The organism is Winslowiella sp. 2C04 (genome assembly GCF_050037805.1).
Taxonomy (GTDB): Bacteria; Pseudomonadota; Gammaproteobacteria; order Enterobacterales; family Enterobacteriaceae; genus Erwinia; species Erwinia toletana_A.
This window is the reverse complement of record NZ_CP188300.1, coordinates 422,227-443,547: the sequence shown is the minus strand read 5'-3', so window position 1 is coordinate 443,547 and position 21,321 is coordinate 422,227. Positions and strand designations below refer to the sequence as shown.

Genomic DNA, 21,321 nt, shown 5'->3' with positions numbered 1-21,321 from the left:
GGATAGCAGAGAATAAACTCATCGCTGCTTTGCCAATAAACGCGGTATCTCACGCAGGCACCAGGCCTTCGCCTCACCCATACTGTCACGTCGCCATGCCATAATAATATCTACCTCACGGGAATATTCCGGGCTGACTACCCGCAAGCGCCCTTCAGCGATATCCTTTTCCACCAGCGGATAAGGCATGGTAGCAACGCCGAGACCGGCCAACAGCGCTTTGCGTTTATCATCAATCGAACTGACGGTTAAACGCTGCTGTTTGTCCAACAGCTGAACGGTTAACACCGGGCGCTCACGCGCAGTATCCGCCACCGCAATGCCGCGATATTTCACTCGCGTCACTTCGGACAGTGGCTCAGGCTCAAGATGGATCGGATGGTCCGGGCTGGCGACGTAGACGCTGACCATGCTGTAGAGTTTGCGAGTGTTAATCTCCGATGATGCGCGGAAATGCATATCCGGAGCGATAACAATATCCGCTCTGCCCTGTTCCAGCCGCTCCCAGGCACCCGCCAGCACTTCTGTCATCAGTGAAATTTGGGTATTCGCTTTTTCCGCCAGTTTATCAACCAGCGGGAACAGCAGCTGGCTGGGAACCAGCGCTTCAACCACAATTGTCAGATGAGTTTCCCAGCCGCGCGCCAGCGCTTCCGCATCGGTGGTTAATTTGTCCGCAGCCTCAAGCAGAACCCGCCCGCGCTCCAGCAGCATCCGGCCAACATTGGTGAATTTAGTTCGATGACCAGAACGGTCAAATAACACCACGTCCAGCTCTTCTTCCAGCTTTTGCATGGTGTAGCTTAGCGCAGACGGCACGCGCCCCAGCTCATCAGCGGCGGCGGCAAAACTGCCACGACGATCGATAGCATCCATCACCCGTAAAGCTTCTAACGTTAAGGCCCGATCTTTAGCCATCGCGATTCTCTGTCAGGAAATTTGAATATACCCAGCAGATTAACTGGCTAACAATCCTGCGTCCAGAAACTTACCATGGAATGATGATGAGCGTCCGCCACTCTGGGGCTGGACGACACTGGAGGTTAAAACAATTATGATTACATCACGTGCAGCGAACGAATGTGGCAAGGCCGATTATGGCTGGTTGCAGGGTCGCTATACTTTCTCTTTTGGACATTACTTTGATCCTGAACTGCTGGGCTATGCGTCGCTGCGAGTGCTGAATCAGGAAGTACTGGCACCAGCGGCATCCTTTCAGCCGCGCAGCTATCCGAAGGTGGATATCCTCAATTTAATTCTGCAAGGCGAAGCTGAATATCGCGACAGCGAAGGCAATCACACCAGCGCGCGCGCCGGGGAAGCCTTGCTGCTGTCTACTCAGGCTGGCGTCACCTGGAGTGAACACAACCTGAGCAAAGAGACGCCGTTGACGCGCCTGCAACTGTGGCTGGATGCCTGCCCGGAGCGGGAAAACCCGCTGATTCAACGCGTGAAAATCTCACCCCGCCAGTCGTATACTTTGCTGGCATCGCCTGATGGCGAACTGGGCAGCTTACAACTGCGTCAGCAGGTCTGGATACACCATATTGAGCTGCAACCCGGCGAAAGCTGGTCCACTAAACTGCATGGGCCGCGTGCTTATCTGCAATCGATTCATGGGTCCTTACAAGCAGAGACGCAGTCTCAGCAACAGCAAACGCTGGTCTGTGGCGATGGGGCTTTTATTAAAGAAGAGCAGCATGTGTCGCTGGTTGCCGCAACGCCGCTACGGGCGTTGGTGATTGATTTGCCGGTATAATTTTATCCGGGAGCCATTTTCGGCTCCCGTGCGGCACAGGCGGCGAGAACGCCGCCACACTGGTTACTTCAGAATGGTAAACGCAGTAGTCACGTGTTTCACACCCCCTACGCGGCTGGCGATATCCGCTGCGGCCTTCGCTTCCTGCTCGGTCACCAGACCCAGTAAGAATACTTCGCCGTTTTCAGTCGTCACCTTCACGTTGGACGACTTCACCTGATCGCTGCCCAGTAACTGGGAACGGACTTTAGTGGTAATCCAGGTGTCGGAAGAGGCGGTGCCGAGACTCACTTTTGGCCCCTGGCGAATCTCATTGTAAACCTCAGTTGCGCCATCCACACCCATCGCAATCTGTTTCGCCCGGCCCGCAGTATCGGCACTCGGCGCCTGGCCGGTCAGCAGAACTTTGCCCTGATAGGCGGTCGCGACGATATGCGCATCTTTCTTAATCTGTTCGTCTTTCGCCAGCGCGTTACTGACGCGTAGCTCCAGCGTTCCATCATCAACCTGAGTACCCACCGTGCGTGGATCAGTGGCCGTTTTAGTGGCTACGGCTGCGCTACCCACAACCACTGCTGCACAACCCTGTAGCATCAGCGCGGTAAGAATAACTGCACATGCAGATAATGCCTTCATTTTTGCTCCTTCAAACATCCTGGTGGGGAAATAAGGTGTTATCTATCAAATCGCACAGGCAATTCACGGTTAACATGTGCATTTCCTGTATCCTTGAGCTGCGGTGTGAAGGGATGCGGATCTCCACATCCTGTGGCCCCAGCAAACCGGCCAGCTCACCGCCGTCGTAACCGGTAAGTGCGATAATCGTCATATCGCGCGTTACCGCCGCCTCAACGGCTTTGACGATATCGCGGCTGTTACCACGGGTGGAAATCGCCAGCAGCACATCACCGGCATGACCCAGCGCGCGCACCTGCTTGGCGTAAATCTCTTCATGCAGGCGATCGTTACCAATCGCGGTTAACAGTACGTTGTCGGCGCTGAGCGCAATCGCCGGTAAGCTCGGGCGCTCAGTCTCAAAGCGATTAATCATGCTGGCGGCAAAATGCTGAGCATTGGCACTTGAGGTTCCGTTACCACAGCTCAGGATTTTGTTGCCATTCAGCAGAGACTGCACCATGGTCATCGCAGCACGCGAGATGGCATCCGGCAAGGCTTCTGCCGCAGCAATCTGCGTTTGAATACTTTCGGTAAAACAAGCTTTAATTTTTTCCAGCACGGTTTTTCACCCGGTTCTAATCTTCTGCATTAAACGCGTCGGGCAACCACTCAAGCTGATTCCCGGTGATGGCAACAACATCAAAACGACAGTCGAGCGTATCAAAACTGGCATTGCGCATCGCCAGCCAGATGGCTGCCGCCCGAAGTAACTTCTGCTGCTTCTGCCGCGTCACGCTGGCAGCGGCGCCACCGAAACGGTCGTTACGACGATAGCGAACCTCAACAAACACCCAGCGCTGCTGGTCGCGCATGATGAGGTCCAGCTCTCCGCCACGAAAACGCACGTTGGCGGCTTCAAATATCAACCCGGCCTGTTCCAGATGGCGGCGGGCTATCAACTCATAGCCCGCCCCTTGTTGCTGGCGACTCAGTTGGCCGGAACGATTTGTCCCTGACGATACTGGCTCCATGTCAACTTCCTGTTGATGACGCAATCCTGAGTGGCGCTTAGCTTGCCGGTGTTGCCATCAATCTGGAAACCAGGCAGCTGACGCATTTCACTAAAGTGGTTAGCCAATGTCCAGGCATCAATGCCCATCGCATAAAGGCGTACCAACGAGTAATCATTATTAAATGTTCTTGCTGCCTGCTGCATCAAACCTGGGTTAGCCCCGGTCAGCAACGGAATATCGCTGAACTGCAGCCCTTCCATCTCCAGACGGAAATCCGGGCCTGAGCCTGCCTGGAAGCTACGAGAACTGGCATACAGCGCCACATTATCACGGCTGCTGACGCGCATCGCTATCATCGGCTTGATCAGCTGCAACTCATCCTGCGTTGAGACAATATAGGTCGCATCCACATTGCCGGAAGAGCTCTGCACCGGCGCATCACTCGGCGGCGCCGGGATGGTCAGGCCAGCAATGGTCACACCCTGCGGCTGTTCTTGCGGCGCACTGACTGGCGTGCCGGTCAGACGAATACCCGCTCCGCTGTTAATCCCCTGCTTCAGTTCACCGGTGGAACCAAACTGCTGCCTGAGTACCGTGCTTCCTCCCAGCTTCTGCCATTCGCTGGCAAAGGCATTGGTCACACGATCGCCCAGCGAGCCGCGAGGCACCAGTAGCAGTGGCGATCGTTTACCCTGCTCCCAGATATGATGCGCAGCATCGCGCGCTTCGTCTTCAGGAGAAAGCGCAAAATAGCAAAGATTCGGACGGTTCTGGATTTTTTCAGGCTCATTCAGCGCCAGCACATTGAGTGGCGTCTGGCTGTCAGCCAGTTGCTCAACGTTGTTTTTCAGCAGCGGGCCTACCACCAGCGTCGCGCCATCCTGCTGCGCCTGCGCCAGCAGCTGTGGCAGCGGCTGAGCACTGGTATCGTAGACTTTCACTTCGGCATTGCTGGCAGGCGCAGTAGCGACCGACTGCGAACTGGCGGGCGCAACCGACTGGTTCTGTTGCTGTTCGCTGTCATCACCTGGCTGAATGGCTGACGGGCTGACCACGGCATTCGCATCGTTTTCTGCTGGCGTTGCAGAAGCGTTCTCTGTCGGCTGAGCCTCCGCTGCTGGCGGAGGCGCATTCAGCACGCCATTTTTCGCATCGTTAAAGCCTTTCTGGATGGCGCTGGCAAACACCTGGGCCTGACCGTTCAGCGGCAGTAACAGCGCAATTTTACCGGTTGAGGCCTGCTGGAAGTTCTGTACCTGCCCCAGCGCCGTCGGCAACATTTTCGCCGCCGGGTTCTGCGGGTAACGCGTCTGCCAGTCGGTGATGCCCGCTTTCAGCATATCCGGGTCCTGACGGTTGGCATGATAAACACTTTGCAGATCAAGCCAGCCTTGCAGGACATTTTCATCGGCGTTAATCACCAGACTATTCGCCTGTTCCGGCGTCATTTGCGTCAGCGCCTGCCAGGTAGCATCAATATTTTTCTGCTTATCAGCACCCTGCAACAGCGGTTCCTGTGCGATAAAAGCACGTAACAACGTCAGGGAAGGCTTGCCCTGATTCGCATTGATCTGCAACTGCCAATAGCGCGCCTGCTGATCTTTCGACAATGAAGAGGGGTCGAGTTTATCCAGCACGCTCTGTGCACTGGCCACATCCTGGCGTGAAATCGCCAGCTGCGCGTTGAGTAGCTGCACTTCCTGACTCTGGCTGTCGCTCAATGTTTTCGGTAGCTGAGTGAACTGCTGGTTGGCCTGCGGATACTTCCCTTCATTCAACAATGCACGTATGGCAAGTAATTGCCAGTCAGCCTTGTTATCATCGGAGCTTTGCTGCACTTGTTGCAGATAATAGTCGGAAGTCCTGGTAGCAGGTCCCTGGACATCCGCACCTGGAGTTTGCGGTGCCTGACCAGTACAAGCTGCTAAAATTAGCCCGGCCAGAAGAACAGGCACGAAGCGTCCTGCTTTATTACGAACGACTTTTGAAGGAAGCATACTGTATCCAGTGATGTTTTTTTCAAGATGCTCAATATTAAATCGGCAATGCGGATGAAACAATGAAACAACTCGATCGGGCAGACATTTCTGCCAGCACGCTCTATATCGTTCCTACGCCGATTGGTAATCTGGGTGATATCACCCAGCGTGCCCTGACGGTACTCACGAGCGTCGATCTGATCGCTGCGGAAGATACACGTCATACCGGGCTGTTGCTACAACATTTCGCCATCAATGCTCGCCTGTTCGCACTCCATGATCATAATGAACAACAGAAAGCAGAACAGCTGCTGGCGAAGCTGCAGGAAGGCCAAAGCATAGCGTTAGTTTCCGATGCAGGCACGCCATTGATCAACGATCCTGGCTATCATCTGGTGCGCCGCTGTCGCGAAGCCGGTATCCGGGTGGTGCCACTGCCAGGAGCCTGCGCGGCGATTACCGCCTTAAGCGCGGCGGGATTACCGTCAGACCGTTTCTGTTACGAAGGGTTTCTGCCAGCGAAAAGCAAAGGCCGGTGCGACACGCTGCGTGCACTTGAGCAGGAGCCGCGCACGCTGATTTTCTACGAATCCACTCACCGCCTGCTGGACAGCCTGCAGGATATTGCCACAGTGCTGGGTGAAGATCGCTATGTGGTGCTGGCGCGTGAAATCACCAAAACCTGGGAATCGATTCAGGGTGCACCGATTGGCGAACTGCTGGCGTGGGTTAAAGAGGATGAAAATCGCCGTAAGGGCGAAATGGTGCTCATTATCGAAGGCTTTAAAGCGCCAGCTGACGATGCTCTGCCAGCTGAAGCACTGCGCACGCTGGCGCTGTTACAGGCTGAATTACCGCTGAAAAAGGCCGCCGCGCTGACCGCCGAGATCCACGGCGTGAAAAAAAATGCGCTGTATAAGTATGCGCTGGAACAGCAAGAGGGGTGACAAACCGCGCCGAATGCCCTATTATCCGCGCCGAAGCTGACCAGACAGTCGCCGCTTTGTTGCCGTCCTCTTTCGGGGGGAGACAGACAGAGGGGAGGAAAGTCCGGGCTCCATAGGGCAGGGTGCCAGGTAACGCCTGGGGGGTGATGAGCCTACGACCAGTGCAACAGAGAGCAAACCGCCGATGGCCCATTTATGGGATCAGGTAAGGGTGAAAGGGTGCGGTAAGAGCGCACCGCGCGGCTGGCAACAGTCCGTGGCACGGTAAACTCCACCCGGAGCAAGGCCAAATAGGGGTTCACTTGGTACGGCCCGTACTGAACCCGGGTAGGCTGCTTGAGCCAGTGAGCGATTGCTGGCCTAGATGAATGACTGTCCACGACAGAACCCGGCTTATCGGTCAGTTTCACCTCTTTAAGACCCCGCTTCGGCGGGGTTTTTGCTTTTCGTGAGCGCGGGATAGGGCTTTGCTACGGTGTTCAGCTACCTCGGCACAAATGAACTATTCCTGCTTCCTGATGCAGTAACTTGCTCCATTCACCACTTATCTGGCTGAAATCATCCATATAGCCATTTACCGGCCTTTGCTGACTCAGCAAACATCTTGACTGTCAGAGGTTGTTTATCCTGCCCGATCGGCTCTGCATTAAACCATCGCCGCATAAAACACGCTGTTTTCCAGGGAAAATAGTGCTCCAACGTGAACCCTGCCGGATCAACATTAAATTCCCTGAAGTATTTATTAGCCATTTCAGCAACATCATCTGCTTCGTGTAGTTGCTGAAGAGGGAAATCGATCCCCACGGGAACTTTCTTTAGCAGAATGGTGGTAACAAGGGGTAACTCACTCTGGATGAATTCATAAACAACTTTTTCAATATTATTATTCACCAGATTTTATCCTCGTTTCGAACCAACACATTGTACTTACTCGCTGTTCTGAAACTTATTTGGCTGACGTCATTTGCCAGGATTATCCACCCCAGCACGGGTGCTGCTCGCCCAACAAAAGCCCCCATATTGTTGACCCAAAAAACTTATAAGCCATTAAGTGAAATAGATTTTTTTGTCAGCGTAGGTAAAACTCTATTCTGGAATCTATAGCTTAGATATTTTCGCGAATAAACTGACGCATCAGAGGTTCCGGGTGTAGCACTGCCTGGCTTACCGGGTACATCAATACCATTATGTCCCATCAGCAACGCGGCTACTCCAGCAATATCCTGAATACCTAATTGCTTCTCAGTCTCCTCAATAAGTATCCAGAAAAGTAACTCCATAGCTGTGATATTGTTTAATCCTCGATAAAAATAGATACCATTCAACTCTTCAATAGTATCCATTCCATAATTCCTTTTATGTTAAAAAAACCAACATTACAGGTGTTTTTTTATACTTTCCAGCTTTCAACTGACGTGAGGTCAAAGATCTGTTCAGCAACAGATTTCACCTTTCTACAAACGACTCAGGCAATCAATTGCTACGGCCTTAAAGCTGGCGAAATCCTTACTGTCACGCAGTCGTGTCATCGCCCTTTCGCGCATAAAGGTGACGAACAGATCGTAAATCGCCATCGCCTCTTCATATTCAGTTTTACTGATCGCCAGCAGAAATATCACACTGGCGGTTTCGTCGCCCCACTGAATGCCCTGCGGTGCCAGCACGGTGTACACCACGGTTTTACGCGCCTGTAAGCCGAGGGCGTGCGGCAGCGCAATGCCCTCCCCCAGCATGGTGCTGACAATGGCTTCGCGCTCTTCCACTGAGGCACAGAACGTCTCATCGACAACCCCTTCCTGCTGCAACTGTTCGCACAGCATATGAAACAGCTGCGACCGATCCATCGGCCGATCGATAATACGGAAATGTGCCGCGTCGAAGAACTTTTCCAGCATATACGGGCGGGTACGATCGACCAGCACCTGTTTGCCAATCTGCTCCAGCTGATAATCAGTCGGGAACGGTGACATCACGACCACCGGCTTATCTTTCTCCGTCAGCCGCGCGGTGGTAATAACGAAATCTTCCTCGATTACATTCAGCTGTTCATAATCGCGCAGCGAAATAATCTGCTGCACCACAATTTGCGGATATTTGCGCATTAACATCGCCTGAATCATGCGCACCGTCGAGTTACCGGTATCGCATACCAGCATCACCTGCGGATGACGCTGATAACCAACGTTATAATGCCGCTCCAGCCCGACGCCAATGTGCAGCACCAGAAAACCGATTTCGTTTTCACTGATCGCGTAAGGCGTATATTTTCCCCAGCTCGAAACCGCCGCCAGCGTTACGTCATAGGCCATGGGATAGTGCTGTTTAATATTGGCTAACAGTGGGTTAGGAATATTAATTTGGTAGCGCACGCGGGTGATCATGGTCTTGATATGGGTCAGCAGGTCAGCGCGCAGCTGAGCATCGTTTTGCAGGTTAAAATTATAGTGGTGGTTGATATAACTCAGAATGTAATCGACCAGCGTATCACCATCATCCGGGCTGATGGCGCTGGGGGCAATATCCTGCACCCGCCGCGCGGCAATATTAACGCGTAAGTAAGCCTCTTCAGCCGGTGAGATCGCTTTGCCGGTGATCGGCCGCATCAGATTGATAATATGCCGCGCTGCATCACGCACATCATCATCAACATCCTCGGCGCTAAACTCGGTCAGCGGATAGCCCTCGCTAATACGCCGGACCGCTACCGCACAGTAGAGCCGCAGATAGTGCTCGCTGTCGTCGGTCATTCGTATATGAAAGCGAGAGAAGCACTGATGCAGCAGCGGCTGTAGCGTCTCCAGCATTCCGCTGTTCAGCGCCTCCAGCGTCAGCAGCGGGCTCTCATTGGCCTCTTGCGAAATCTGGTACAACAGGTCAGTCAGACAGGCGCGAATCGACACTTCGCTGCCAAACAGCTTCATACCGTAGCGCGGCTTGGTTTCAATCGCCAGCTGGTAGCGGTTCAGCCAATCTCTCACTTCAGCCATATCGCTTTGCAGCGTAGCCCGGCTGACAAACCACTCTTCCGCCAGATCTTCCAGCTTAAGCGAGAAAGCTGAGGTGAGAAAACGGGTTAACAGATAGTGCACGCGGTCTGCCGAAGTTCGCGGTATGCGCAGATGCGAAGGCGCGGACTGCAACAAGCGGCCATAGCGGGCAGCATCGTCGATTTTTAACTGATAGCCTTCGCTGCGGCTCAGTACAAAGTGCGCGCCGTGCTCCACCAGCAGCTGGTTCAGCGCGCTGATATCGGTGCGTACGGTACGCGTTGAGACGGCAAATCGGCGCGCCAGCTCATCCTGCGGCAGCATTTCGTTTTGCAGCGCATCAAACAGCTGCGCCAGTCGTTGATTGGGAAATCTCACGTTACCTGCCCCTTTCAATCCGGGCGGCGGCGGTGTCACCGCCCGGTGGATGTTATGCCAGCAATTGTTTGGTTATCGCTAATAATGTCGCCACATCTGCCGGACGAGTATTGCCGGTTTCTTTATCAATAATCGAGCTATAGATATGCGGAATGATTTTGCTGACGCCCGCATCCAGCGCAATCTTCAGAATCGCCTGATAGTTTTCCAGATCGATTCCACCGGTCGGCTCCAGCCAGAAATCATGTTCGGCACAGGCTACGGCGACCGCGCTAAACTCATCGATAGATTTCAGGCCACCCATTGGGAAATACTTCACCGAACTGCCGCCCATATCTTTCAGCAGCGCGATGGCGGTGGCGATCGGTACAACCGCGTCTGCCTGCTGTGAACTCAGCGGGCCGGTGGAGATTTTCACCTGCCCCGGCGTACCGGTTGGCGAAATCAGTCCGTTAACCACCGTCTGCTGCTGCCCGAGCAGCGCACGGCTGGTTGCCACGCCGGTAAATACCTGATTAACATGCTGCGGCTGAATCTGGCGAGCAATTTCACTGACCATCGCCGACTGATTCGGATCGCCCGCACCCAGCCCGACCGACAGCGCGTTATCAATCAGCGCGGCATACTGGCGCATATCCGCCACCGCGCTTTCCACGCTGGTATAGTTTTTCGACAACACGCCAACCAGCACATGTCCTTCTGCCGCCTGCCAGATATCCTGCGCATTCTGCTTAGAGCCAGCAAGGACATTAAGACATACGCGGTCTTGATAAAATTTCGGCGTTAGCGTCATGCGATTTTCTCTCCTGATAACAAAGCTTTAATGCAGATATAGATGGTCTCAAGCTGCTCTGACGATACGCTGCGCACATCCACTTCCACCAGCCCTTCATTGGCTTTATAACCACGGAAATAGATGGCGATTTCACCGGTTTTCAGCGCCTGCACCAGCTCACCAGTGGTGCGGCCAATCAGCACCTCGTCGCAATGAATTTCCGCGCGGGCGATATCGCGCCCGGCGGCATCCCACACCACGCGCGCGCTGATGCCGTTCAGCGTATTCAGGTTATCGATAAATGGCGTCATCTTTTCGACCATCTGCGCGCCGGTCACTTTCTCCTGCGTCAGATAGTTTTCAATCGCCTGCGTCAGGCCAAGAATGCCCTCTTTACCCACCTTCATCGCCCGACCAATGCCCGCCGACTGACGCTTGACCCAGCCAATGTACTGCTGCTTGCCAACCACCAGACCACTGGTTGGCCCTTCAATCGCCTTCGCGCCGCTGTAAATCACCAGATCGGCACCCACGCGGTAGTAGCACTGCAAATCCTCTTCCGCCGCCGCATCAACAATCAACGGCACGCCGTGCTTGCGCGCCACGACTGCCGCCTGCTCAACGCTGAGATGACTCTTCTGCACGCAATGATGAGATTTGATATACAGAATTGCAGCAGTTTGCCGGGTAATGGCCGCCGACAGCTGCTGCGGCGAACATTCATTGGCGTACCCGGCTTCTACCAGCCGCCCGCCGCCCATCGTTACCATCGTGCCAACCGGCGCACCAAAATTAACGTTATGCCCTTTTGGCAGTACGATATCGTGCGGCACCTCCAGCGGCGCGGCGTGCAGATTTTCCAGCAGCCAGTCATCGTCTTTAACAATCACTGCCGCTACCGATTGTGCCAACCCGGCCGAGGCACAGGAGACCACCACTGCATCTTCGGCATTCAGTAAATCAGCGATATACGCGCCGGTTTTATCAACCAGATCTTTCATCTCAAAATAGTGATTAAGGCCATAGTTAACCGTATCGACCACCGACTTCTCCGGTGTTGATACGCCGAGAATGGTCATGCGCCCGGAGGCATTAATCACTTGCTTTAACTGATATTTTTCATAGATCGAAGTCATGACTGGCTTTTCCTTCATCGGTCACAATCCACTGGCCCGCGATCACCGCCGCTAATGGCACCAGATGTTTCTCGCCCTCAACGCTCTCCCCTTCGGAGTCAACAAATGGGCGAGTTTCCGTTTTGACGGTAAAAATGGTCAGGTCAGCGTCGAAACCTGTTTCAAGGCGACCTTTGCTCCTCAGCCGCAGACCCTGCGCAGCGTTGACGGTGACGCAGTCAATCACCTGCGGCAGCGTCATCCCGACGCTGAAGAATTTCGACATCACGTGTGCCAGGTTGTGCACCGGGCCACTGATGCGGTTGCGGCAGTAAATATCAGAGCTGATGGTGTCCGGCAGAATGCCCTGCGCAATGGCAACGCGCGCCACTTCAAAGCTGAAGCTGGCACTGCCGTGGCCGACATCCAGCCGCACGCCGCGCTGAATCGCCCGCTGAATTGACGCGCGCAGCTGTCCGGCTGGCGTCAGAATGCGGTTCGGCTTGCCGTTGTAGCAGTGGGTGATGATGTCACCAGCGGTCAATAAATCGGCAATCTCATCCAGATTCGGCGGGTTATTGCCAATATGCACCATCAGCGGCAGATCGCCGTTTTCATGCTGAATCTCTTTAGCGCGCTGCAGTGGCTTGATGCCGTTATTTCCCACCACGCTGCTGCTGATACGCGCTTTAATGCCGAGAATAAAATTGGGCAGGCGCTGCACCGCTTCACGCACTCCAGCCTTGTCGATCTGGCTCATATCTGCCAGCTCGTTCTGAGTGACGATGCCGGTGCGGGCAATGTTCAGCAGTGCATATACCTGGGTGCTGGCGTTGCGCGTCAGCTGATAAAAATCATCAATATCATCAGCACCGGTGCTGCCGGCATCAACCACCGTGGTCACTCCGGTGCTGACGCCAATTGCATCCGCTTCATCATGATAAATCGGAGATTTGACGTAACAGTGCACATGCGAATCAATCCAGCCGGCGCTGAGGTAGTAGCGACCGGCTAAATCGCGCTGCTGACGCGCTTCGCCGTGTATCTCGCCAATTGCGGCAATTTTGCCGTCGAGCAGCGCAATATCCATTACGCTTTCATCACTGAGCCGCGCACGGCGAATAATCAGATCGAACATGATAACTCCCTGCTTATCATTACGACGGGAGCCAAAAGCGGCGCCCTGGAGAATCGGGACTAGCCGATCGCCACCGGAAACATTGCGCCGAGGATCATCGCGCCTAAAATCGCTCCGCCGGTGATCGGTTTACCCCACAGGTAGAACAGCAGCGAGCCGACCAGCGAGCCGATACCAATCGGAATCGACGCGGCCATTGCCGACAGGATGATCAGCGGGCCAAGAAAACGGCCAGACGCATTACCGGCCCCCATCATGACGTCGGCACCATAGGTTGAGTTGCTCTGGTTGATGGTGAACTTACGCGCCAGGATAATGACATAGCCAATCGCCAGGCCAATCACCAGACCGGTAACCAGCGAAGCAGCAAAGTTTGCCACTGGAAAGATTATGCCCGCGCCCAACAGCAGCGCCGGCACGCCCAGCCCGACGCCGGTCTGAATCGCACCACCGATATCGAGAATCCCCACCAGCGAACCTTCGATAATGCGTGCAAACAGAAAGCTGGCACCAAAGGCCGCCACCGCGCCGTAAACGCCAGTATCCATTCCGGCACGCAGCATTGAAACAAACGCCACTTCGTTAAACGCCCCGATGCCATACAGGTAGTACATATGCGTACCGGCAAACACCCCTGATGAGAGCAGGCCGACAAAAATTGGGAAAGACCAGTCGGCATACCAGAAGCCGCTTTTCGTATCGCTCATTGCCATCTTCCTCGTTACTTACCGCTCAGGGAGTTGTGGATCATGTCGAGCCAGCCAGGAACGCCAAGCTGGAATGACTGCAACAGTTTCATATCGAAGCCGCGGAAGAAGCCGCTCAGTACAAACAGCAGTACGATGGCGAACATCATCACTTTCGTGACTTTGTTCCAGCCGCTCTCTTCGACCCCTTTACCGATCAGAATTCCCAGCACCAGCCCCGGCACCGCATTACCCATAATCAGCTGCGACAGGCCGCCAAATATGGTCGCCCAGAAGCCTGATTTTTTACCGGCATCAATGGCAGCCAGCCAGAAGATCACCGGCATCACGGTGTTAACCAGCAGGTTAGCCGCAGGCACCAGCACTTTAATCGCCGTCACCTGTAACGCGGCCGGCACCGCTGAGGCGGTCGAATTAAGAAATGCCACGACGATCATGCCGATGATGCCGCAGGCAATGGCCATCTTTTTCGGATCGTGCATCGTCTGCGCAACACTTCGGTTTTTAACCATCAATGCCGCTGCGCCCCAGTGGGGAATAATGCGATGGTCAACGTCCTGGGTAAAAGCGCCCGCCGCCACCGAAGAAGCCCAGGCGTTAAAGAAAAAACCCAGACCGAAAGAGAAATGAGAGGCAGGATCGCCCTCACAGGAGTTCAGTTCACCCAGCGTACGAAATGCGCCCATCCCCTGCGTGGTGGGGGCATGGAACATACGCGCCGCACCGGCACCGACGCCCACACCGACCAGCGCGCCGATGATTAACGATTTAAATAAAATGATTAAAAACATCAGTCTTTCCTTTGGTTTTATCGCCCAACGTTTTTAGTTCGTGTCGAACTGCACCTTATCGGTATCAATCACCGTCACGTTGACGGTAATCTCCAGCTCTACGCTGTAGCTCCGTCGCTCGCGCGCCAGAAAGAAGAACAGGAATTTCTCTTTTCTGACGCTCTCCCGCGCCCGAATCACCCGCACGTCCTGTGGCTCGATGCGCAACAGAATTTTATCGGTAGAACGCAGTACCGTGCTCTGCACCCGGCTGAGCGCATCGGCAAAGGCTTTACCTTTAGCATCGCCCTTGCCGCTTACCGTCACCGTGGTGGTGAATTGTTCTTTCATCGTTAGCCGCCGTGTTTTTTGTTCCAGGCCTGCACCAGACGTTCACCCAGCTCTTCTTTATCCATAAAACCAAAGCCCAGCACGGTGCAGCCTTCGTTAATCGCGGTCACACCTTCATCGACTGAACGCATCCCGTGCTTCGCTTTGTAGCCATATTTATTCTGAGCGGTGATCGCGCCTGCACCGCCGCTGCCGCAGAATGAAATACCGAAGGTGGCGTTTTCAGCCTTCATCACGTCACCCAGCTTCATATCTGCCGCCACGCCCGGCACCACCACCGCACGACCACCGGCTTTTTCTACGCCGGCGGCAACTTTCTGACCTTTACCTAAACGATCGCCAATCACTACGGTTACTTGTGTCATCTTGAGTTCCTTAACAGTTTGATTCAGATAATATTTTGATAGAGACGGTGATAACGCTATCCCTGGATGGCATTGTTCTCTTTGGCCACTTCGAAGTGGACGGACAGCAGCCAGGCTTCTTCTTTTGGCAGATTGCCGAACAGATCGACGATCTGCTGCGCCAGCTGCATTGACTGCTCTGAGATATCCTCAAACAGATCCTGTTCTACCTCAGGCAGTGGTTCACCGCTGAGTGAACGCAGTGCCATCGCCCGAACATGGGAGGCCAGCATCTGCTGCTGTACCGCATTAGGATGAATCGCCCTGGCGACAAACACGTCATTAATTTGCCCCATTACTCTGTCAGCCAGCGCCTGGATCGCTTCCGTGCTGGTGGCAGAATTGTCCGCCATCGCTGCGTTTTTCACCTTTACACCCCTATTTGCCACAACAGCTCAGTGTTGATAATTCGCGTTGCAAATAAATTACCGCTGCGGCACGACTCTGTGTAGACCGACTTTTTCCGTTTCGAAACGGAAATCGTGCCGGAATAAGCGAGTCAGTTCGCAAAAACGTTATTTCATGCAAATACAGCCGAATAATTGGGAGCTAAATCACATTAATCAGCCTGTTAGCGGCAAAGTGTGCAGAAAGCGGCAGAGGAAAAAAAAGATAAATAAAATCAGCGAGTAAAATATAAGAAAGGGTTATGGCATAAAAAAAGCGGCCCCGAATGGCGCCGCCTGTCATTATTATTCAGTTATAAAGAGCTTATTTACTGCCCGGCGATTTTCATTTCCGGCAGTAACACTGAACCGCACTGAATATTGCTACGGGTCTCAATATCGCTGCCGACGGTGACGATATCGCGCCACATATCCTTCAGATTACCGGCAATAGTAATCTCGCTGACCGGATACTGAATTTCGCCATTCTCCACCCAGAAACCGGCGGCACCGCGCGAATAGTCACCGGTAATCCCACTGACTCCCTGGCCCATCAGCTCAGTGACCACCAGCCCGGTGCCCATTTGCTTTAGCAGATCATCAAAGCTGGAACCCTGGCCGGCAATACGCCAGTTGTGAATGCCACCAGCGTGACCGGTGCTTTGCAGGCCAAGCTTGCGTGCCGCGTAGCTGGTCAGCAGCCAGTTTTGCAGCACGCCGTCCTTGATAATGTCACGCTGTTGGGTACGCACCCCTTCGCTGTCGAACGGCGTCGATGCCAGGCCTTTCAGCAGGTGTGGCTGCTCTTCAATCGTCAGCCATTGCGGTAAAATCTGCTGGCCCAGCGAGTCGAGTAAGAAGGTTGATTTGCGGTAAACGCTACTGCCACTGATGGCACCTACCAGATGACCAAACAGGCCGGTCGCCACTTCGGCGGCAAAAATAACCGGTGCTTTCATCGTCGACAATTTACGCGGTGACAGGCGAGACAGCGTGCGGCGTGCGCACTCTTCACCGACCCACTCCGGCGATTGCAGATCGCCCATCGCGCGGCCAATCGAATAAGCGTAATCGCGCTCCATATCGCCGTTGTGTTCGGCAATCACACAGCTGGAGAGAGAATGTCGGCTGGAGCAGTAGCCCTGCAACATACCGTGGCTGTTGCCAAATACCTTAATGCCGACGTGGCTGTTAAAACTGCCGCCTTCGGTATTGGTAATGCGTTTATCCGCTTTCAGCGAGGCCTGTTCCGCACGCGCCGCCAGCTCAATTGCCTGATCGGCATCGATCTCTGCCGGGTGATAAAGATCCAGATCCGGCGCGTCGAACGCCAGCAGATCGCGGTCGGCCACACCCGCGTAAGGATCGGGAGAAGTGTAGCGCGCAATATCAATCGCCGCCTGAACCGTGCGTTTAATCGCATCCGGGCTAAGATCAGTGGAGGAAGCACTGCCTTTGCGGTTTTGGTGGTAAACGGTGATGCCAAGCGCGCCATCACTGTTAAATTCAACATTTTCAACTTCACCGTAACGCGTGCTGACACTGATACCGGTGGTCTTGCTAACGGCGACTTCTGCTCCGTCCGTGCTGGCTTTGGCCAGCTCGAGCGCTTGTGCGACCGCCTGCTCCAGCGTTTTACGCTGCTCTGCGACTTGGGAGATTACTTTCATCGGCCTGCCATATAATCAATGAATGGGGATGGGTTTGAGTCTAACAGACTCAGAGAACAATTTCGCAGTAGCCGCGTAACCTGATAGCATTAGCCTCTTTCTCAGGAGCCTAACAATGACCAAGCAGCCCGAAGACTGGCTCGATGATGTACCGGATAATCAGGAAGAAGAAGATGATGAGATTATCTGGGTCAGTAAAAGTGAAATTAAGCGCGACGCGGAAGAGTTAAAACGCCTTGGCGCTGAGTTAGTTGAACTCGGTAAAAACTCGCTGGATAAAATCCCGCTGGATGAAGATCTGCGCGCCGCCATTGAGCTGGCACAAAAGATCAAGAAAGAAGGACGCCGCCGTCAGCTGCAGCTGATTGGTAAAATGCTGCGTTCACGTGATGAAGATCCGATTCGCCAGGCGCTGGATAAGCTGAAGAACCGCCATAACCAGCAGGTTGCGCTGTTCCACAAACTTGAAGTCCTGCGCGACCGTCTGGTCGAGCAGGGTGATGATGTGATCCCGGAAGTGCTGAATCTCTATCCGCACGCCGATCGCCAGCAGTTGCGCGCGATGATCCGTAATGCGCAAAAAGAGAAAGCGGGCAATAAGCCACCGAAGGCTTATCGTCAAATCTTCCAGTATCTGCGTGAGCTGGCAGAAGCGGTATAAACGCTTATCGTGGTGTGGGGCGGCGAAAACGCCGCCCCTGCATTATTTCTGTAAACGATCCAACAGCTTCTGGTGAATGCCACCAAATCCACCGTTACTCATCACCAGCACCGTATCACCCGGTTGCGCCACTTTTGCCACCATTTCCACCAGCGTATCCACCTCGGCACTCCAGTGCGCAGGCTGCATACAGGCGTCAGCGACTTCTGAAACCTGCCACGGAATATGGTGCGGTTGCAGCAGGAACACTTCATCGGCGCGCGCTAAAGCCGGTGCCAGATCGTCCTTACTGATACCCATTTTCATGGTATTGGAGCGCGGCTCCAGCACCGCCAGAATGCGTGCCGTGCCGCCGACTTTGCCGCGCATGGCGGCCAGCGTAGCGAGAATCGCCGTTGGATGATGGGCAAAATCGTCATAGACTTTGATGCCGTTGCTTTCACCGCGCAGCTCAAGACGACGACGCGCATTGATAAAGTCATTCAGCGCCCGGCCAGCATCTTCCGGCTTAATGCCAACGTGACGCGCAGCAGCAATCGCCATCATGCCGTTATGCATATTGTGTTCGCCAACCAACGACCAGTTCACCTCAGCAACCCGCTCGCCATCCAGCAGGACTTCCCAGTGGGAAGCATCCGGCGACAGCTTCTTCGCCTGCCATTTTCCGCCGTCACCCACGTGCTCCTGCTCACTCCAGCAGCCCATCGCCATCACCTGCTTAAGATGGGCATCGTGCTCTGGCAGAATAATTTTGCCCTGCCCGGGCACAATACGGATCAGATGATGGAATTGTTTCTGAATGGCACGCAGATCGTCAAAGATATCCGCGTGATCGAACTCCAGGTTATTCAGAATCAGCGTGCGCGGGCAGTAATGGACAAATTTTGAACGTTTGTCGAAGAAGGCAGAGTCATACTCATCGGCTTCAATCACAAAGAATGGGCTTTTTCCTAAATTTGCCGATACCTCGAAATTTCCCGGAACGCCGCCAATCACAAACCCCGGTTCAAGGCCGCAGGCCTGTAAAATCCACGCTGCCATGCCGGCAGTGGTAGTTTTACCGTGGGTACCAGCGACCGCAATCACCCAGCGATCGCGCAACACGAAATCGTGCAGCCATTGCGGGCCTGACAGGTAAGGAATATTGCGTTCCAGCACCGCTTCAACGCAGGCATTGCCGCGCGTCATCGCATTGCCGATAATCACCAGGTCCGGAGCCGGATCAAGCTGACTTGCATCATAACCCTGAATTAAATCAATGCCTTGCTTTTCAAGCAATGTGCTCATCGGTGGATAGACGTTGGCATCAGAGCCTGTCACTTCATGCCCCAGCGCGCGCGCCAGCATAGCCAGGCCGCCCATGAAGGTGCCGCAGATACCGAGAATATGAATACGCATAAATGGTCCATTACTTTAAATGTTCGACGCACAGTTTAACCCTGACTTACGGCGGAATAAACGGATTTGGACTATGGTCTTTGCGGTTCAATCGGCTAAACTGCGTACGCATACGTTGGCGGCATGTAAAACATGCTGCCACTCAACCGCAGATTCAGGGATTGTGTTATGAAAACGTTAGGCGAATTTATCGTCGAGAAGCAACATGACTTTCCTCACGCCACAGGTGAACTGACGGCACTGATTTCCGCCATCAAACTGGGTGCGAAAATTATCCACCGCGATATCAACAAAGCCGGACTGGTTGATATTCTCGGTGCCAGCGGCGCTGAAAATATTCAGGGCGAGCAGCAGATGAAGCTCGACCTGTTTGCTAATGAAAAACTTAAAGCAGCGTTGAAGGCACGTGGAATTGTTGCCGGTATTGCCTCCGAAGAAGAAGACGAAATCGTTATCTTTGAAGGGGTCGAGAACGGTAAATATGTGGTGCTGATGGACCCACTGGATGGCTCTTCCAACATTGACGTTAACGTCTCTGTCGGGACCATTTTCTCAATCTATCGTCGTATTACCCCTCCAGGCACACCGGTTACTGAAGAAGATTTCCTTCAGCCGGGCAATCAGCAGGTTGCGGCCGGTTACGTGGTCTATGGCTCTTCAACCATGCTGGTTTATACCACCGGTAAAGGCGTTCATGCCTTCACCTACGATCCGTCGCTGGGGGTGTTCTGCCTCAGTCAGGAACGCATGATGTTCCCGGAGCAGGGTTACACCTACTCAATCAACGAAGGGAACTATATCCGCTTCCCGCAGGGCGTGAAAAAGTATCTGAAATTCTGCCAGGAAGAAGATAAAACCACCAACCGCCCTTATACCTCGCGCTATATCGGCTCGCTGGTGGCAGACTTCCACCGTAACCTGCTGAAAGGCGGAATTTATCTTTACCCAAGCACCGCCAGCCACCCGAAAGGCAAGCTGCGCCTGTTGTATGAGTGCAACCCGATGGCATTCCTCGCGGAGCAGGCAGGTGGTAAAGCCAGCGACGGTAAAAACCGCATTCTCGACCTGCAACCGGAAACGCTGCATCAGCGCAGCCCGTTCTTTGTCGGCAATGACGCGATGGTAGACGATACTGAACGCTTTATGCGTGAGTATCCGGACGAGTAATCGCTTCCTGATTAAGGGCAGATTCCTCTGCCCTTACCTTACCTGGATAAAATATGAAGACAGTGTTACTGACGATCGGTTTATTGCTGCCACTCGGTGCGCTGGCGGCGGATAACACTATTGATCGCGAACTGGAGAGTTGCCTGAACAGCAACTCTTCAACGGTCGGTATGTCGCAATGCTACGACGCCGCAAACCACGCCTGGGACAAGGAAATGAACAATCAATACCAGGCGGTAATGGCTAAACTTGATGACGCGCAGAAAGCCAAACTGCGGGATGCGCAGCGTAACTGGCTGAAATATCGCGACAGCTGGATGGAAGCGTCAAAAGCCTGGTATCTGAAACAGCAAGGTACGATGGCCGGAATTTCTCTGGGTGTGCAAGGCGTTGAGCTGGTAAAAAATCAGGCTCTGATGCTGAAATCACTCAGGCAGGGAGCCTGTGCCAATCCGGACGATTGTCAGTAATTGTCAATAATAAGGCTTATACTGCTGAATATGCGGTGATAAGGTAAAGAGGACGGCAATCTCAAACCGTCCTTTTTTCTTTCTACTGGAGCAGTAAATGGCCGCGTACTCTTCGTTAATCATTCTGGTTCTGCTCGGCGCGCTGAGTTTATTTATTCATAACACCGCCGTTACCATCTCAATTCTGGTGCTGCTGGTGATCAAAATCACCCCGCTGGCGCAGTTTTTTCCCTATGTCGAAAAACAAGGTATTACCTTAGGGATTATCATTCTCACCATCGCAGTAATGGCTCCGCTGGCCAGTGGGTCATTGCCCTCCAGTACCCTGATCAAATCCTTTCTCGACTGGAAATCGCTGCTGGCAATTGCCGTCGGGATTTTTGTCTCCTGGCTCGGTGGTCGTGGCGTCTCGCTGATGAGTGCCCAGCCAACCATCGTCGGTGGCTTATTGATTGGCACCATTATTGGCGTGGCGCTATTTCGCGGCGTGCCGGTCGGGCCATTAATTGCCGCCGGCATCGTCTCGTTGTTTGTACTGAATAAGTAAACAGCACAGCCTGACATCTCCCCTGATCGTTTGGGTTGCAGGAAGTCGTTAAGCCCACGCACCTGCAACCTTCTGTAGTCG

General features: G+C 53.8%; 23 protein-coding genes, 1 other RNA gene and 1 pseudogene. 7 read left to right on the top strand and 18 right to left on the bottom strand.

Features of this window, described 5'->3' with window-relative positions:
* Positions 1-18: 18 nt before the first annotated feature.
* Positions 19-918, bottom strand: a complete 900-nt coding sequence (locus ACP3TC_RS02020; RefSeq protein WP_313853907.1) for a LysR family transcriptional regulator — start codon at positions 916-918, stop codon at positions 19-21.
* Between the two features lie 136 nt (positions 919-1,054).
* Between ACP3TC_RS02020 and ACP3TC_RS02015 the strand changes: the two genes are divergently transcribed.
* The gene (locus ACP3TC_RS02015; protein ID WP_313853908.1) at positions 1,055-1,759 is read left to right on the top strand and encodes a pirin family protein; all 705 of its coding nucleotides are present in this window, start codon (positions 1,055-1,057) and stop codon (positions 1,757-1,759) included.
* Between the two features lie 63 nt (positions 1,760-1,822).
* On the opposite strand, the gene dolP is transcribed toward ACP3TC_RS02015, so the two are convergent.
* Genes dolP through ACP3TC_RS01995 form a run of 4 tightly spaced genes read right to left on the bottom strand, consistent with a single transcriptional unit; the run spans position 1,823 to position 5,387 of the window.
* The gene (gene dolP, locus ACP3TC_RS02010) at positions 1,823-2,395 is read right to left on the bottom strand and encodes a division/outer membrane stress-associated lipid-binding lipoprotein (RefSeq protein WP_426817409.1); all 573 of its coding nucleotides are present in this window, start codon (positions 2,393-2,395) and stop codon (positions 1,823-1,825) included.
* Between the two features lie 10 nt (positions 2,396-2,405).
* On the bottom strand, positions 2,406-2,996 hold the full coding sequence (diaA, locus tag ACP3TC_RS02005) for a DnaA initiator-associating protein DiaA (protein ID WP_052902921.1): 591 nt from the start codon (positions 2,994-2,996) through the stop codon (positions 2,406-2,408).
* A gap of 16 nt (positions 2,997-3,012) precedes the next feature.
* Positions 3,013-3,408, bottom strand: coding sequence for a YraN family protein (locus tag ACP3TC_RS02000; RefSeq protein WP_313853914.1), 396 nt, complete (start codon positions 3,406-3,408; stop codon positions 3,013-3,015).
* Positions 3,366-5,387 carry a penicillin-binding protein activator gene (locus ACP3TC_RS01995; RefSeq protein ID WP_426817408.1) on the bottom strand — a complete coding sequence of 674 codons (2,022 nt, stop codon included), beginning with the start codon at positions 5,385-5,387 and terminating at the stop codon, positions 3,366-3,368. Before ACP3TC_RS01995 ends, ACP3TC_RS02000 begins: the two co-directional genes overlap by 43 nt.
* Positions 5,388-5,449: 62 nt before the next feature.
* Between ACP3TC_RS01995 and rsmI the strand changes: the two genes are divergently transcribed.
* Both rsmI and rnpB read left to right on the top strand, forming a co-directional pair.
* A complete protein-coding gene (gene rsmI / locus ACP3TC_RS01990) occupies positions 5,450-6,316 on the top strand; it encodes a 16S rRNA (cytidine(1402)-2'-O)-methyltransferase (RefSeq protein ID WP_313853917.1) in 867 nt (288 codons plus the stop codon).
* 32 nt (positions 6,317-6,348) lie between these two features.
* Positions 6,349-6,728: RNase P RNA component class A (gene rnpB, locus ACP3TC_RS01985), an RNA gene on the top strand.
* A 146-nt stretch (positions 6,729-6,874) separates the two neighbouring features.
* Here rnpB and ACP3TC_RS01980 read toward each other — a convergent pair.
* The 12 genes and pseudogenes from ACP3TC_RS01980 to pmbA form a co-directional block, all read right to left on the bottom strand.
* Positions 6,875-7,207 carry a DUF1493 family protein gene (locus ACP3TC_RS01980; protein ID WP_426817407.1) on the bottom strand — a complete coding sequence of 111 codons (333 nt, stop codon included), beginning with the start codon at positions 7,205-7,207 and terminating at the stop codon, positions 6,875-6,877.
* Positions 7,204-7,659: pseudogene (locus ACP3TC_RS01975) on the bottom strand (STM2901 family protein). The gene ACP3TC_RS01980 and the pseudogene ACP3TC_RS01975 overlap by 4 nt, the downstream one beginning before the upstream one ends.
* 111 nt (positions 7,660-7,770) lie before the next feature.
* Complete coding sequence (locus tag ACP3TC_RS01970) at positions 7,771-9,681, bottom strand: BglG family transcription antiterminator (RefSeq protein ID WP_313853920.1); 1,911 nt, start codon at positions 9,679-9,681, stop codon at positions 7,771-7,773.
* A gap of 52 nt (positions 9,682-9,733) precedes the next feature.
* Positions 9,734-10,474 carry a 2-dehydro-3-deoxy-phosphogluconate aldolase gene (dagF, locus tag ACP3TC_RS01965; RefSeq protein WP_313853922.1) on the bottom strand — a complete coding sequence of 247 codons (741 nt, stop codon included), beginning with the start codon at positions 10,472-10,474 and terminating at the stop codon, positions 9,734-9,736.
* Positions 10,471-11,592: a DgaE family pyridoxal phosphate-dependent ammonia lyase gene (locus ACP3TC_RS01960; protein ID WP_426817406.1), complete on the bottom strand. Its 1,122-nt coding sequence runs from the start codon at positions 11,590-11,592 to the stop codon at positions 10,471-10,473. The genes dagF and ACP3TC_RS01960 overlap by 4 nt, the downstream gene beginning before the upstream one ends.
* Positions 11,576-12,709 (bottom strand): amidohydrolase/deacetylase family metallohydrolase, encoded by a 1,134-nt coding sequence (locus ACP3TC_RS01955; RefSeq protein WP_426817405.1) that lies wholly within the window; start codon positions 12,707-12,709, stop codon positions 11,576-11,578. Before ACP3TC_RS01955 ends, ACP3TC_RS01960 begins: the two co-directional genes overlap by 17 nt.
* Positions 12,710-12,768: 59 nt before the next feature.
* Positions 12,769-13,416 carry a DUF4310 family protein gene (locus tag ACP3TC_RS01950; RefSeq protein WP_313853925.1) on the bottom strand — a complete coding sequence of 216 codons (648 nt, stop codon included), beginning with the start codon at positions 13,414-13,416 and terminating at the stop codon, positions 12,769-12,771.
* Between the two features lie 14 nt (positions 13,417-13,430).
* A complete protein-coding gene (locus tag ACP3TC_RS01945) occupies positions 13,431-14,207 on the bottom strand; it encodes a DUF4311 domain-containing protein (RefSeq protein WP_313853926.1) in 777 nt (258 codons plus the stop codon).
* Positions 14,208-14,240: 33 nt separating this feature from the next.
* Positions 14,241-14,537, bottom strand: coding sequence for a DUF4312 family protein (locus ACP3TC_RS01940; protein ID WP_313853927.1), 297 nt, complete (start codon positions 14,535-14,537; stop codon positions 14,241-14,243).
* A 2-nt stretch (positions 14,538-14,539) separates the two neighbouring features.
* On the bottom strand, positions 14,540-14,902 hold the full coding sequence (locus ACP3TC_RS01935; protein WP_313853928.1) for an SFCGS family glycine-rich protein: 363 nt from the start codon (positions 14,900-14,902) through the stop codon (positions 14,540-14,542).
* A 56-nt stretch (positions 14,903-14,958) separates the two neighbouring features.
* Positions 14,959-15,294: a glycine dehydrogenase gene (locus ACP3TC_RS01930; protein ID WP_313853929.1), complete on the bottom strand. Its 336-nt coding sequence runs from the start codon at positions 15,292-15,294 to the stop codon at positions 14,959-14,961.
* Positions 15,295-15,656: 362 nt separating this feature from the next.
* Positions 15,657-16,997, bottom strand: coding sequence for a metalloprotease PmbA (gene pmbA, locus ACP3TC_RS01925; RefSeq protein ID WP_313853930.1), 1,341 nt, complete (start codon positions 16,995-16,997; stop codon positions 15,657-15,659).
* A gap of 115 nt (positions 16,998-17,112) precedes the next feature.
* Between pmbA and yjgA the strand changes: the two genes are divergently transcribed.
* A complete protein-coding gene (yjgA, locus tag ACP3TC_RS01920; protein ID WP_426817404.1) occupies positions 17,113-17,658 on the top strand; it encodes a ribosome biogenesis factor YjgA in 546 nt (181 codons plus the stop codon).
* A 42-nt stretch (positions 17,659-17,700) separates the two neighbouring features.
* Here yjgA and mpl read toward each other — a convergent pair whose 3' ends face one another.
* A complete protein-coding gene (gene mpl, locus ACP3TC_RS01915) occupies positions 17,701-19,056 on the bottom strand; it encodes a UDP-N-acetylmuramate:L-alanyl-gamma-D-glutamyl-meso-diaminopimelate ligase (protein WP_313853932.1) in 1,356 nt (451 codons plus the stop codon).
* Positions 19,057-19,224: 168 nt separating this feature from the next.
* Here mpl and fbp point away from each other — a divergent pair, with 168 nt between their 5' ends.
* From fbp to ACP3TC_RS01900, 3 genes are all read left to right on the top strand, one after another.
* The gene (fbp, locus tag ACP3TC_RS01910) at positions 19,225-20,223 is read left to right on the top strand and encodes a class 1 fructose-bisphosphatase (RefSeq protein WP_313853935.1); all 999 of its coding nucleotides are present in this window, start codon (positions 19,225-19,227) and stop codon (positions 20,221-20,223) included.
* Between the two features lie 53 nt (positions 20,224-20,276).
* On the top strand, positions 20,277-20,693 hold the full coding sequence (locus ACP3TC_RS01905) for a lysozyme inhibitor LprI family protein (protein WP_313853936.1): 417 nt from the start codon (positions 20,277-20,279) through the stop codon (positions 20,691-20,693).
* A gap of 97 nt (positions 20,694-20,790) precedes the next feature.
* A complete protein-coding gene (locus tag ACP3TC_RS01900) occupies positions 20,791-21,240 on the top strand; it encodes a DUF441 domain-containing protein (protein WP_313853937.1) in 450 nt (149 codons plus the stop codon).
* Positions 21,241-21,321: the final 81 nt, after the last annotated feature.

Bases quoted from the DNA above. Each gene is read 5' to 3' on its own strand.
- ACP3TC_RS02000 (WP_313853914.1), bottom strand. From the start codon at position 3,408: ATGGAGCCAGTATCGTCAGGGACAAATCGTTCCGGCCAACTGAGTCGC.
- ACP3TC_RS01935 (WP_313853928.1), bottom strand. From the start codon at position 14,902: ATGACACAAGTAACCGTAGTGATTGGCGATCGTTTAGGTAAAGGTCAG.
- pmbA (WP_313853930.1), bottom strand. From the start codon at position 16,997: ATGAAAGTAATCTCCCAAGTCGCAGAGCAGCGTAAAACGCTGGAGCAG.
- ACP3TC_RS01945 (WP_313853926.1), bottom strand. From the start codon at position 14,207: ATGTTTTTAATCATTTTATTTAAATCGTTAATCATCGGCGCGCTGGTC.
- mpl (WP_313853932.1), bottom strand. From the start codon at position 19,056: ATGCGTATTCATATTCTCGGTATCTGCGGCACCTTCATGGGCGGCCTG.
- ACP3TC_RS02015 (WP_313853908.1), top strand. From the start codon at position 1,055: ATGATTACATCACGTGCAGCGAACGAATGTGGCAAGGCCGATTATGGC.
- dagF (WP_313853922.1), bottom strand. From the start codon at position 10,474: ATGACGCTAACGCCGAAATTTTATCAAGACCGCGTATGTCTTAATGTC.
- ACP3TC_RS01900 (WP_313853937.1), top strand. From the start codon at position 20,791: ATGGCCGCGTACTCTTCGTTAATCATTCTGGTTCTGCTCGGCGCGCTG.
- fbp (WP_313853935.1), top strand. From the start codon at position 19,225: ATGAAAACGTTAGGCGAATTTATCGTCGAGAAGCAACATGACTTTCCT.
- ACP3TC_RS01940 (WP_313853927.1), bottom strand. From the start codon at position 14,537: ATGAAAGAACAATTCACCACCACGGTGACGGTAAGCGGCAAGGGCGAT.
- ACP3TC_RS01960 (WP_426817406.1), bottom strand. From the start codon at position 11,592: ATGACTTCGATCTATGAAAAATATCAGTTAAAGCAAGTGATTAATGCC.
- yjgA (WP_426817404.1), top strand. From the start codon at position 17,113: ATGACCAAGCAGCCCGAAGACTGGCTCGATGATGTACCGGATAATCAG.
- ACP3TC_RS01955 (WP_426817405.1), bottom strand. From the start codon at position 12,709: ATGTTCGATCTGATTATTCGCCGTGCGCGGCTCAGTGATGAAAGCGTA.
- rsmI (WP_313853917.1), top strand. From the start codon at position 5,450: ATGAAACAACTCGATCGGGCAGACATTTCTGCCAGCACGCTCTATATC.
- ACP3TC_RS01905 (WP_313853936.1), top strand. From the start codon at position 20,277: ATGAAGACAGTGTTACTGACGATCGGTTTATTGCTGCCACTCGGTGCG.
- ACP3TC_RS02020 (WP_313853907.1), bottom strand. From the start codon at position 918: ATGGCTAAAGATCGGGCCTTAACGTTAGAAGCTTTACGGGTGATGGAT.
- ACP3TC_RS01950 (WP_313853925.1), bottom strand. From the start codon at position 13,416: ATGAGCGATACGAAAAGCGGCTTCTGGTATGCCGACTGGTCTTTCCCA.
- dolP (WP_426817409.1), bottom strand. From the start codon at position 2,395: ATGAAGGCATTATCTGCATGTGCAGTTATTCTTACCGCGCTGATGCTA.
- ACP3TC_RS01930 (WP_313853929.1), bottom strand. From the start codon at position 15,294: ATGGCGGACAATTCTGCCACCAGCACGGAAGCGATCCAGGCGCTGGCT.
- ACP3TC_RS01995 (WP_426817408.1), bottom strand. From the start codon at position 5,387: ATGCTTCCTTCAAAAGTCGTTCGTAATAAAGCAGGACGCTTCGTGCCT.